The sequence below is a fragment of the Butyricimonas sp. BSD2780061689_150309_C8 genome, from assembly GCF_015560935.1.
Taxonomy (GTDB): Bacteria; Bacteroidota; Bacteroidia; order Bacteroidales; family Marinifilaceae; genus Butyricimonas; species Butyricimonas paravirosa.
Map to the genome: position 1 here is coordinate 110,551 of NZ_JADMSV010000001.1, position 13,024 is coordinate 123,574.

Genomic DNA, 13,024 nt, shown 5'->3' on the forward strand with positions numbered 1-13,024 from the left:
TTGCGTTAAAGAGATTAGGAAAGACCAATTAGCCTAATCTCTTTTCTTTTGTACATAGACGATTTTGCGTTCTACTTTAAATGATACAGAAGTTGAAGATTCAATAACGGCAAGCAAAGACTCTAACGAGACGTCACTTGACACATCCCCGGTATAATACTCTTCCTCAAACACTTGTTCCCGAATAACGGTTACATCATAATACCGGGACACTCGTTTCAAAATTTCTGTTAACGAGGCATTCCTAAAACTGAAATTACCATTCTTCCAAGCAACATAATGTTCCGTGTCACACTTTGAAACTTGAATCTTAGCCTGCACGTCATACATATTCACTTCTGCCATATGTCCCGGGGTAATTATCCGGGATTCCCCTTTTCCCGCCGACACTTCCACGAGACCCTCTACCAAAACAACAAAACTTTTTCCTTCATCCTCGTACGTGTTCACGTCAAAAGTTGTCCCCAGCACCTTCACATCCATCTTATCCGTACTCACGATAAAAGGACGGGTACTGTCTTTGGCAACCTCGAAATATCCCTCTCCATGCAAACTGACCTCTCTTTTATCTTTACCAAAAGACACCGGGTATTTTATTTTTGAATCTGCATTCAGCCACACTTTCGTCCCATCCGAAAGAACTAAATGGTAAAATGTCCCTTTCGGAATAATCAACTGATTAAACTCCAACTCCTTCTTATGCAAAGAATCCGGTCGAACGTACTCCAAACGATTCCCGGAATAAAGTTTTGTCCCTTTATCCAATTTTACCTCATCCTGCTCTGCATTCGAAATATCCACCACTTCCCCGGTTGACAACACGAGACAAACATTATTTTGCCGTCCCTGTTCTGCCAAAACAACACGTTCCTCTCTTACACCTCCCAACCATAACCACAACCCACTTGTCATTAACAAACAAATACTCGCCGCAACAGTCACTCCCACTCTTATATTTCTCCTTCCCTGTTGTTGCCGTTTCTTGAAATCTTCCCATTTCATATTAACATCCACCTCGTCATACCGTTTTTCTAACTCTTCCGTGGAAATTCTTTGCAGGTTAAAAAAGACATGTTCTCTCTCCTTGGATTCATTCCTCCATGAATCCAACTGTCTTCTCTCCGAATCATCCAACCCGATAATCCGTTCTTTACAGATTAATTTAGCTATGAATAAATACTGATTTATCTCTTTCATCTAACTCTCGTTTCCCCAATAACGATCGAGATAAAAAACGGTATAGGTGAAATTTTTATTTTTTTCAAAAAAACTATGACAACATGATAATCATTAAAAATAAATGTCCCAATGATTTATTTAACTCCTTATAAGCAATTGATTTATGAAATTTTACAGTTGTTTCACTTATCCCCATTTCCTCCGCAATCTCTTTATTCTTCTTGCCTTCTAGATGTAATTTTATCACGGCCTGCACTTGAGGAGTTAACGATTTGATCGCTTTATGAATCAAGAAACGACTCTCTTCATCTATGATCGCCTGCATTAAATAATCACTTGTCTCCCGTTCCTTCGAATACTCACTTGAATAACGTTCTTTGATTTTTTCATGACGAATATAGTCCAGACACTTGTTTCGAAGAGTTCGATAAATAAAAGCCTGTAATGCCATTTCTGAATCAAACACTTTCAAATGTCGGGACCAAACAATAATGAAAGTTTCCTGCACAATATCTTCCCGTACATACGAATCATCAATAAAACGAGAAGTAAAGGCAAAAAATTTGGGGAAATGCTCTTTAAAAAAGTGCTTAAAAACAAGCACTTCTCCATTCAAAAATCGAATATACTCACCTCGTTCCTCTGTCATTAAACGATCCTTTTTTGATCTTTTACATTTTCAAGGAAGATGTTAAGGTCTTGTAAGTGGAAAAAAATGAAGTACCTGATAATTAGGTTAAGCTAAAAAATGTTATCTTTGAATTACTAATAATTTTTTGTTGAAAATAATTATCAAAAAAGGATCGTTTAATCATTATCAATCAATGCTATTCATATCAACATTATCTACTCTCTGACCCAAAAGATTTTCAATAAAATAATACCGGATAAGATTCACATAATAAGGAGAACCCAAGCCGTGATCCGCCCCGGGAATAAGCATCAAATCAAAGCGTTTATTCGCTTGCATCAGAGCATTAGCCAAACGGATCGTATGAGCCATATGCACGTTAATATCCATATCTCCCGTTATTAACAGCAATTTTCCTTTCAAGTTTTTAGCCAATTCTATCGTCGTAGGAATCTTGGATTCGAACGAATACACCACGCTATCCCGTTTCCCCACTTTCTTCTCATGCATTTTCACACCATGATAAGTTTCACCCCACCATTTCGTATATATATTATTATCATGATTACCGGATGCTGCAACTGCAACTTTATAGAAATCCGGATATGTCAGAATAGAGGCTGCAGCCATAAAACCACCCCCGGAATGTCCGTAAATACCCACCCGGTCCAAATCAATAAAAGAATATCGGTTAGCCAACTGTTCGATCACGAACTTACAATCCGCCAAAGCATAATCCCTCAAATTTCCATACCCGAAACAATGGTAATTCCTTCCCCGGGTAAAACAACTGCCCCGAAAACCGACATTAATCACAATAAAACCCAACTGAGCCAAAGACTCGTTTCCATTATCATCCAACGTGAAAGACTGTGGAACAAAATTCTCTTGCGGCCCTGGGTACACGTTTATGATAATCGGGTACTTCCGTGTCGAATCCATATCAAACGGCCGATACATCACACCATAAAGATCCGTAATTCCATCAGCCGCTTTCACCTTTACCCGTTCCGGTTTCCTCCATCCCATCTCGTACAGCAAGCGTAAATCAGGACGTTCCAATTCCATAATTTTCCTTCCCTTCGTGTCTCTTAATTCGGCAATCGGCTCCTGATCCGCCCGGGAATAATTATCAATCAAATATTTCCCGTTCTTGGCCAGATCAATCGAATGAAACCCGTCTCCGGGAGTCAACAACGTCAAATCGGAACCATCAAAATTCACTTTATAGAAAAGACGATACTCCGGATTTATTCCCTTCTCCCGACCATACCCCTCAAACACGAAACTACGTCCCAACGTGTCCATCTCCGTAATTCTCCCTGCCACGAAATCCCCTGTTGTCACCGGATTCTTTAACTGCCCCTCCTTGTTATAAAGATAATATTGTCCCCAGCCGGAACGTTCCGACCACCAAAGAATATCCTCCCCTCCATTCAGAATTCGACATTCAAACAATTGCTCTGTAAAATGTGGCTCACAACGTTCGTGAATAATTTCAAAAACCTCTCCCGTACGGGTATCTACCCGGCAAAGATCCATCTCGTCACACGTCCGGCTCTTACGAGTAAAATAAATATATTCCGGGTACTTATTAAAATCAAAAAGCATCACTTTCACCTCCTGATCCGGATATTTCGCAATGTCAACCACCTGATGCGATCTCTTCTCTGCATCAAACAAATGTAAATCATACGTGTAAACATACTTTTCCCCCGGCATCGGAAATTTATAAGTTTTCAAGGTCGGACGGGGCTCTGCCAGATGATCAATCAAATACCCCTCCCCCACGTTCCGACGATCCTGCCGCAGACAATAGAACACCTTGGAATCCCCCGACCAAGTAATTGATGCCCCTTCCTTCTTGTCCGTATCCTTATCCCGCTGAAAAGAATATGAATAATAACGTTCTCCATCCGTCGTTAACTGGTAAGAAGTTGTGTCCCCCTTTTCCTGTATATACACGTTATGCTTGTAAGCATACACCATATAATTGCTATCCGGAGACCAGCGTTGCCAGTAAGGAACCCGGCTAAAACTATTCTCTTTTCTTTCCCGTGAATATTCTTTCAAGACATCACGTTTCACATCGTATTCAAAATCTTTCCCGTACCTGGAAAACATCAATCGATAAGGATTATCTCCCTCAAAACGGAACCCTCCCAATTTAAAATTCCGAACATCTTCAGTTTTACCTGTCAATTCTGCTAATCTTGCAGCAAGTCGTTCCGTTGAAAATAATTCTTGCTTTTTCCCCTTCTTAGCATCTACCAAATAATACACCGTTCCGTCACCCGTCGTGTAATAATACCAGAAAAAATCAGAATTCCCGATCCACGAGGGATAAACCGATAAACTGTAGACATAATCAGAAAGATTTCTCTCAGAAAATTTGGCACAAGCTTTAAAATCCGCCTTTTGTGCGAATACACTACTCCCCATCAGGAAGAGTAGTATGCATACAATACTTCTCATCATGTTTAATACATTTTGCGTTCTACATAAGCACGATGACACGGTAAAGACCAATAAACCATGAAACCGCTTGCCTCAAAAGTAACTCTTTTTCAACAAATTCCCATATATGCTCTAAAAAAATAAAAAAAAGACAAGTTTTAATTCAACTTTCAATCATTTCCAATTGGATCTATACCAATATTTTCAATCATCAGCACTACCGCTTTATTCTTTGCAATAGGCCTATGCATTACACCTTTAGGCACGCACACCCCCTCGTATTGTCCCAACTCAAAATTACCTTTTTCCGTTTCTAAAATAATACTACCCTCAATAACAAAAAACACCTCATCATCATGATCATGATCATGTTTATGCAAATGATACTCGCCCTCAAAGATACCTAACCTGAACACGGAAGAATTCACGTTGCACAATGACTGGTTAAACCATTTATCCGTACAATTCTTTACGATTTCCGGGACATTAATCTTTTCAAGATAATCATACTTAACATCCATCTGCATTTTATAATTCAACTTTTCCTCCATAATAAAATCATTATCAAAATTTACCAAATCACACGCTTAATCATGCAATACAAAATTATTACTTTTTCCCAAATAAAACCCGGTTTCAACCACAAACACGCCCCTATACAAACTAGAGGTGGATCAAAAGACTTTTGACCCACCTCTAATTTATAAATCTTACAAACCTTTGACTTATAAATATCATATTCTCTCGAACTCCGGTAACACCATATCCAGCCATTTACTTATCCGGGCATCGGTCTTTTCCGGTTCAAAATCTTCATCCAAAGGTAACCCCACAAACAAATCATCAATCACTGCTGTGGAATCCTCGTACACGTACCCATCTGTCGAAGTCTTTCCCACGAGAGTTCCGCCAAGTCCCGTCACCAATTCCGCCATATACCCCATACCATCCACAAAATTCTTCGGATAGGTCACGTGGTCACCCAAACCGACAAGTGCCACGAAACGATCTTTCAAAGAAATCTTACGCATTCCGGGAAAGAACTTCGCCCAACGATCCCGCTGTTCCCTCTCCCAGGTACTACGTCCCAAAGAAGAACATACCAGTATCAGATTCTTGTAATCCAATAACTTACCCGCTTGAATATCATTCACGCAAAACATATCCACCTTATCCGCTCCGATCTTCTTCTTCAGCATCTTGGCAACCCGGTGAACACTTCCCCCAGCGGGAGAATAGAAAATCCCCAACCACTTCATCTCGCTTGTCCGCTCATCCAGCAGATAGTTCCCTTCCAGATCGGCCGTCAAACGTAAAGGACTATCCTCCTCCACGCCCTTTTGATTCAAACCCGGTTTCTTTTGTTCAATCTTATTTTTATCCATAGAAATATAGTTTATAGTGATTAAACCATTATTATCAACTATAAACTATACGGTAAGAAAGACGAAAAGTTATAGACGTCTATTTTTTATGCGTGGCAATCGCTAACAAAACTCCTAGGACAACCCCTAGCAAGGCTGCGAATAAAACCCGCATATCACCCGGCAACAAGAAAGTGATTGTGTGAGCCGGGAACCAGAAAAAAGGAATCGTCTTCTTGAAAACAAAATTCCACTGTACCCGCCAATTCAAATTTGCCATGATTTCCCCCATCTTGATCGGGGTAAAGAAACCGGATAACGTCCCTCCATGACTCAGTATATGCGTATCCGTGATCTTGTGCAATGTCATAAAAACAGGAGCGAAAATCGTGTTCTGCGCCACGGAAATACAGAAGGCCACGAACACCTTATCCCACGATAAACTCTCCCCCATCACGGTAACGGCATTTTCCATGCCCATCGTCTTCAGAAAGACCGGAACCCCGCTTGAAAAAATCGTCATTGCCATACTGATACCCATTCCCAGCACACCCCACACGATAGCACGGGGCCAGATCCCGAAACCTTTCCGGTTATACACCCCGGCACTGATCCTCAATCCGATACATTCCCCTAGTGTTGACAAGATTGCGAACTTCAAAAAGCTCATAATCATACCATGCTCGGCATTAAATGTTTTATAAAAAGAATACACGGCATCAGACACGAAGAAAGGCAACAGGCATACGATTACACACCCGATAACAATAAAATCACTTTTTTTCATCACACATACTTTACCCGTTTCCCGGAAAACCACACCCTCCCGGGGAATTTTAAACATTATTTTTCTGTACTCTCGCTCGACGCATCCGTGTTCCCGTCCTCCGGACCTTGGTTCAACCGGGCGTCCTTATTCACTTCCTCCTTGGGAGAGGAATAGAAGAAATCAAATCCTTTTTTCCAACCGCTACTGATACGACCAAAACTTAGGAGTATTGCCAGCAGCAATACTCCTATTATGATGATCATCTTTCTCTCTTCCTTGCTATAATTTTTCCAAGCTCGCATGAGAAATTTCTATTTCTCGATACGGATACGAGCATCTACAGCCACCACGTTATCTTTATTTCCTAACAACGGGTTCAAGTCCATCTCGAAGATTTCCGGGGCAACCTTCACCAAAGCAGAGATTCTCATCACGGCCTCGGCAAACTTATCCTCGTTCACAGGTTCTTGTCCGCGAACCCCTTGTATAATCTTGTAAGATTTCAACTCTTTAATCATACCATGAGCCTCGTCTTTAGACATCGGGGCCAATCCGGCCTTCACGTCCTTCAACACCTCGATAAAAATACCTCCCAACCCACAAAGTACCATGTGACCGAACTTATCATCCCGTTTAGCACCGATAAACACCTGCGTTCCGCTCAACTGTTGAGCCAGCATAATCGCGTACGTATCCTTGATCTGCATCATCCGCTTGAATTCACGACGAACGGTCTCCTCGTCGCCCACGTTCAACACGACTCCACCAACATCCGATTTGTGGATCGGTCCGACAACTTTCATCACCAGCGGGAACCCGATCTCTTTTGCCATCTTAACAATCTCCTCCTCGTTATCAGAAACTCCCTCTTTAGCTCTCGCTACCCCGGCAGCATCCAACAAAGTATGAATCTCGTCCGGAGACAAATAACCGTTTTGCGCGTTATCCACCACCTCACGGATTCTCTTCACGTCCATATCCGGCATTTCAAAATGTTCCGGTTGCGGGGCCGGAGTCTTGTAAATCTTGCACAAAGCATTTCCAAACAGCACCTCGTCCGGGAAATAAACACGGCCTTTAGACACGAACTCCGCAATCTCGTCCTTCACGATCTTGGAAGAAGGGAAAATCGGGAAAATCGGTTTCTTGCTAGTCTTCATCTTCTCGTCAAGTACCCTGTACACGTCGAACACGGGGAACAAACCGGGGCTACCGAAAATAACCGCCATCCCGTCAATATTGTCAAAGTCCTGATCACAAGCATCTAGAATATATCCTAATTGTTCAGCCGTACCCGTTGCCAAAAAGTCGATCGGGTTACCCACGGACGACCCGGCAAACAATTTCGCCAACAACTCCTGCGCTTTCTCACCTTCAATATGCGGAACATCCATCCCTCCGTTAGAAAGAGCATCTGTCAACATAACGGCAGGTCCACCGGCATGAGTCACGACAGCCATGTTACGACCTTTCATTTCCGGATGCATGAAAATTCCGGCAACCGTCATCAACTCGTCACGTCCGTTACAACGCACAATACCCGCCTTGCGGAACAAAGCCTCTACGGCAACATCCGAACTGGCTAAAGCTCCCGTGTGAGAAGAAGCAGCACGACTTCCGGCAGCAGAACCTCCTGACTTAACGGCAGCGATCCGGCATCCCTTGCGGATCAAAGAAGATGCATGCTTTAACAACTTCTCCGGCTTCTCGATACTCTCCACGTATAATAATTTTACCCGGGAACTCGTCTTCGGATCGAACGACTCGTCCATGTATTCCAAAATCTCCTCTACACCTAATTGAGCTGAATTACCCACGGAATACATACTGTTGAATTTGATTCCTTTTTGCATTCCGGAGTCCATGATAAACAATGCCGTCGCACCAGAACCGGAAATCAAATCTACCCCTTGTGGGTTCAGTTCCGGAATCGGGCTTGTGAACACACCACTATAATGGTTTGTCAAAACACCGATACAGTTCGGTCCGATCAAAGATCCACCTACTGAATTAATCGTCTCCACAATTTGGCGCTCCAGCTTGGCTCCCTCCTCGTTTTCTTCATGGAATCCGGCAGAGAGAATAATAAATGCTTTCGTGTTCTTCTGTTTTGCAAGAACCTCCACGGTTGACGGACAGAATTTAGCAGCAATCGCTAAAATAGCACAATCCACCTCCGGAAGATCCTTCACGTCACGATACGCCTTGATTCCCTGCACTTCATCCATCTTCGGATTCACCACGTAAAGCGAACCTTTGAAATTTCCATCTTGCAAATTCCGTAACACGGTACCCCCGGGCTTGTGAATGTCGTCAGAACCACCCACAACCACAATGCTCTTTGGCTCAATTAATTGTTTTGCTATCATATATTTCGATTTTATTTTTAACTTCCTCTTTAATTTCAAATGGATGATCGCTGTTACAATCATCCATTTGAAGTTTTTTTGTTTCTATATATTATTGAAGAATGTCAGAAACTCCTGTACTTTCTGTACCATCTTCTTCGAACCCGTGTATAACGGCACCCGCTGGTGGAGAGCCTCCGGCTTTATCTCCATGATTCGCTGCTCCCCGTCCGTGGCCAACCCTCCGGATTGTTCGGCAATAAACGCCATCGGGTTACACTCGTACAACAATCTCAACTTTCCTGTTGGGTGAGAACTCGTCTGCGGATATAAGAACACCCCACCTTTCAACATATTTCGGTGGAAATCGGCCACCAAAGACCCGATATAACGGGACGTGTACGGCCGGTTCGTAGCCTCATCTTTCTCCTGACAATACTTGATGAATTTTTTCACACCTACGGGGAAATTCACGTAGTTACCCTCGTTAATAGAATATATCTTTCCGCTTTCCGGTGTTTGCATATTCGGGTGAGACAAACAGAACTCCCCGATAGAAGTATCCAGCGTGAAACCATTCACCCCGTTACCGGAAGTATACACTAACATGGTTGATGACCCGTAAATCACATAACCGGCAGCCACCTGCTCTGTTCCGGGCTGGAAGAAATCGTCCATCACGAGCGGTTCCCCGATAGGAGAAATACGTTTATAAATAGAGAAGATCGTACCCACGGAAACATTCACGTCAATATTTGACGATCCATCCAGCGGGTCCATACAGATGATGTACTTCCCGTCCTTGCTTAATCCCTCCTCGAAAACCACGATGTCCTGATTCTCTTCGGTAGCTACCCCACAACACTCGCCACTCGCCCTCAACTCATCCATAAAAGTTTTGTCGGCATAGACATCCAACTTCTGTTGGTCCTCTCCTTGCACGTTGATTGAACCCACCTTTCCAAGTATATCTACCAAACCAGCTTTATTTACCTCCCGGTGAACTTTTTTAGCAGCGATACCTATATGGTGCAAAAGTCGTGAAAATTCTCCGGTAGCCCCGGGAATCTCGGCTTGCCGTTCAATAATAAATTGATTTAAAGTTGTAACTTTATGCATTATCATGGTTATGTGTTTTAATTTTTTTGCAAATATAGAGTTATAATCTTTAATTTAAAAGGTTTGCGGGTTTTATTCCGTTTCTCCCTTTCAAATCCTTACGCGTATAGCCCGAATTCACGAAGAGGCCTGCAATCGATGACGAAACATCAATCTTCTCTCCGCCGTATACCCCTTATCACGAAGATAAAGCGTTTTCCATCAACATTATGACGTATCCATATTGATACTCAAGTTCATCTTAAAGCATTACGTCAATCCATCATGAGAAGTTTCATCAGTAGGCACGAACAGCACGAACTTTTGCCTGACTTATTTTAGTATATGGATATACCGTTTTCCCTATTTTATCAGGACCAATATAGTGCGTAGGTTCCCCTTCCTTCTCTGTAGAACTCCCATATAATTCAACAAGAGATATTAGATCTCCTAATTGCTCCTCAATTTTGACATTCAACATATCTTTATTAGCAACAACACACCTTATTTCGTTATATGCCGGAAAATACCATCCATCTCCCAAATCACGACAAGTTACAAATGCCGGGTAATTCTCCAATTTTTCACCATTCATTTTGATGAAATTTTCCAATGCAATCGTATTTGTTTTTCCATTATTTTTATCACTCGCTCCCACCGATACCTTTTCTCCTTTGGCTCCACTTTCACACCAAGCCAACTCCCCTAACATCTTACTTGACACCATCCGTCCCCGATAGGCATTTATCCCTTTTACATCCGTCACGAAAGAAGATGTATTTTCATCATATCCCGTCACCTCTCCTACTGCAAAAATCACCCCATCTCCCCAAGCATCCCCAACTTTCGGTGCCACCAGAGACAACTCATCCAGATTATCACCCAGCAACTCCTTATCCTTAAAATAATAATCAAACTCATCTCCCGCCTCCGTGTAAAAACGAGCCTTGTTCAAACGCAATGTCTCGCCTTTCTTTTCCCTTGGGAACATAAATTCCATCTTATTATTTATCACAGGAATATTCAACTTCTCATGGACTTTATTTTCAGAAGACAAATACAAATCCGCCCGATTCACGACCACCCCACTCGCAACATCCGTCAACGTTGCCACCACATTCTGCCCGTCTTCAAACACAATATGAATGGGCGGTTCAGATTCATCCCAATCTTCAACCCGAGTACTGATCACCACGTCTTTATCACCCGCTCCCGGATATTGATTGATCAAAATATCACACTTATACACCTTCCCTTTTTCCAATGACATACCCGCTGCCGGCACCGAATACGACCTTTCTTTTCCACCTTGAACAAAACGAAACAAAACATCCCCACCTTTAACCCTCTGAGGCAAAACAATCACCATCGATTCATTTGCCGGTTGCACCTGTATATCATCAATAGCATCTCCCAACGTCAATTCACCCGTGGTCACGTCAAAATTCCCCTCCCGGACAACGTTTAAAACCTCAAGAGTCGTTATCTGTCCTAAATCAACCGTCTCTGGGGTATCTGTTCTAAAACAAAATTGTAACTTTACAAACTGGTGACTAAAACTCAATGAAATCGCATTATCACTTGCCCGATAACGCTCTTCCGATTTTACATACAAAAAATCAGACCTCAATAAAGCATCCCCCGTCACTTGTTCCCCTTCTACCATTACAGGTACTTTCAAAAGGTTCACGGGATTCCCTTCCATTCCTTTGCAACAAAACCCATATATGTTTATCGGGTTATTCGGATAAATGTGCTTTTCCCCGTCCTCAAAATTTACATTCCCATCCGCATCGCTACTCATTTGATAAAAATCCTCACTTGCAGGTAATTTCACCCCTTCTTCATCTTGCTCCACGATATACAACTGCACTTTATTTCCACTACCCAACCCCACCCTAGATTCCGACAAATTAACTTGTTGTAACTCTTGCACATTCCCTCTAAAACAAATTTCCTGCTCTCCCGATTCATCTGATTCGATTCGGGTACAACTTTGAAGCATACATAAACACACTACACTATACAACCAAACCTCTTTCATAAACACATACATTTATGGTTAATAATTTCATTCGCCGATCACCAAAACCAGAATACTCACAAAAATACTAAAATAATACTAAATAGCAATTTTTACAACAATATTAATTTCTAATAATTAAAATAGATTCATTCCACTTTTTTTCGTACATTTGTATAATACTATTAATACAAAAACCATGTCAAGATACAATCTCATCCGGTTCGACTGGGCCATGAAACGTTTATTACGCAACAAAGCAAATTTTGTCGTGTTAGAAGGATTTTTGAGCGAATTACTACAAGATAATATCAAGATTCATCGGATCCTAGAAAGCGAAGGCAATAAAGAAGACGAGTCCGACAAATTCAACCGGGTTGACGTTTTGGCTGAAAACAACAAAAAGGAACTCATTATCATAGAAGTTCAAAACACCCGGGAACTATATTATTTTCAACGAATGCTATACGGTGTCTCCAAAGCCATCACAGAATACATTCATGAAGGTGACCTTTACGCTGAAGTTCGAAAAGTCTATTCCATTAATATTGTATATTTCGATTTAGGACAGGGGAGTGATTATATCTACCGTGGAGTAACCGATTTCAGAGGAATTCATTCAGGTGATACCTTACGTCTTTCAACCAAGCAACGTAACACGTTCGTGAAAGAAAATGCCGGAGAAATCTTTCCGGAATATTACGTCCTCAGAGTTAATGAATTTGATGATCGGGCCAAAACACCTCTTGACGAGTGGGTCCGTTTCTTGAAATCCGGTATCATTGACGAAAACACCACGGCTAAAGGCTTGCAAGCAGCAAGAGAACGGCTACGTGTGTCAGACATGAGCGAACAGGAACGTCGTGCTTATGAACGCCACATGGACAACATCAGAATCCAGTGGGATGTCCTAACCACTGCACATGGGGAAGGATGGGACGAAGGAAAAGCCGAAGGAAGAGCTGAAGGGAAAGCTGAAGGCAAGGCCGAAGGATTAGCCGAAGGAAGGGAAAAAGGCATTCAAGAAGGCATCGAACTAGAGAAGAAAGAAACCGCCAAAAAATTACTCGAAAAGGGCATTCCTCTTAAAACCATCATGACATGTACCGGATTATCCTTAACGGAAATACAACAATTACAATAAACACGAAAAGA

The 13,024-nt window shown here is 42.1% G+C and carries 11 protein-coding genes; 1 reads left to right on the plus strand and 10 read right to left on the minus strand.

Features of this window, described 5'->3' with window-relative positions; all coding sequences use genetic code 11:
• Positions 1-33 precede the first annotated feature (33 nt).
• The 10 genes from I2I33_RS00355 to I2I33_RS00400 all read right to left on the minus strand — a co-directional run bounded on the left by I2I33_RS00355 (position 34) and on the right by I2I33_RS00400 (position 11,890).
• A complete protein-coding gene (locus tag I2I33_RS00355) occupies positions 34-1,197 on the minus strand; it encodes a FecR family protein (protein WP_087418991.1) in 1,164 nt (387 codons plus the stop codon).
• Positions 1,198-1,270: 73 nt separating this feature from the next.
• On the minus strand, positions 1,271-1,828 hold the full coding sequence (locus tag I2I33_RS00360; RefSeq protein WP_087418992.1) for an RNA polymerase sigma-70 factor: 558 nt from the start codon (positions 1,826-1,828) through the stop codon (positions 1,271-1,273).
• Between the two features lie 168 nt (positions 1,829-1,996).
• Positions 1,997-4,288 carry a S9 family peptidase gene (locus I2I33_RS00365; protein WP_087418993.1) on the minus strand — a complete coding sequence of 764 codons (2,292 nt, stop codon included), beginning with the start codon at positions 4,286-4,288 and terminating at the stop codon, positions 1,997-1,999.
• A 149-nt stretch (positions 4,289-4,437) separates the two neighbouring features.
• The gene (locus tag I2I33_RS00370) at positions 4,438-4,818 is read right to left on the minus strand and encodes a cupin domain-containing protein (protein WP_087418994.1); all 381 of its coding nucleotides are present in this window, start codon (positions 4,816-4,818) and stop codon (positions 4,438-4,440) included.
• A gap of 183 nt (positions 4,819-5,001) precedes the next feature.
• Positions 5,002-5,652: a flavodoxin domain-containing protein gene (locus I2I33_RS00375; RefSeq protein WP_087418995.1), complete on the minus strand. Its 651-nt coding sequence runs from the start codon at positions 5,650-5,652 to the stop codon at positions 5,002-5,004.
• A gap of 79 nt (positions 5,653-5,731) precedes the next feature.
• The gene (locus tag I2I33_RS00380) at positions 5,732-6,418 is read right to left on the minus strand and encodes a hypothetical protein (RefSeq protein WP_087419737.1); all 687 of its coding nucleotides are present in this window, start codon (positions 6,416-6,418) and stop codon (positions 5,732-5,734) included.
• A gap of 56 nt (positions 6,419-6,474) precedes the next feature.
• Positions 6,475-6,702 (minus strand): hypothetical protein, encoded by a 228-nt coding sequence (locus I2I33_RS00385; RefSeq protein ID WP_087418996.1) that lies wholly within the window; start codon positions 6,700-6,702, stop codon positions 6,475-6,477.
• A 9-nt stretch (positions 6,703-6,711) separates the two neighbouring features.
• Complete coding sequence (locus I2I33_RS00390; protein ID WP_087419738.1) at positions 6,712-8,769, minus strand: acetate--CoA ligase family protein; 2,058 nt, start codon at positions 8,767-8,769, stop codon at positions 6,712-6,714.
• Positions 8,770-8,853: 84 nt separating this feature from the next.
• The gene (gene fbp / locus I2I33_RS00395; RefSeq protein ID WP_204247524.1) at positions 8,854-9,873 is read right to left on the minus strand and encodes a class 1 fructose-bisphosphatase; all 1,020 of its coding nucleotides are present in this window, start codon (positions 9,871-9,873) and stop codon (positions 8,854-8,856) included.
• 271 nt (positions 9,874-10,144) lie between these two features.
• Positions 10,145-11,890: a fimbrillin family protein gene (locus I2I33_RS00400; protein ID WP_158571877.1), complete on the minus strand. Its 1,746-nt coding sequence runs from the start codon at positions 11,888-11,890 to the stop codon at positions 10,145-10,147.
• Positions 11,891-12,068: 178 nt separating this feature from the next.
• Here I2I33_RS00400 and I2I33_RS00405 point away from each other — a divergent pair, with 178 nt between their 5' ends.
• Complete coding sequence (locus I2I33_RS00405) at positions 12,069-13,013, plus strand: Rpn family recombination-promoting nuclease/putative transposase (protein ID WP_087418998.1); 945 nt, start codon at positions 12,069-12,071, stop codon at positions 13,011-13,013.
• Positions 13,014-13,024 lie beyond the last annotated feature (11 nt).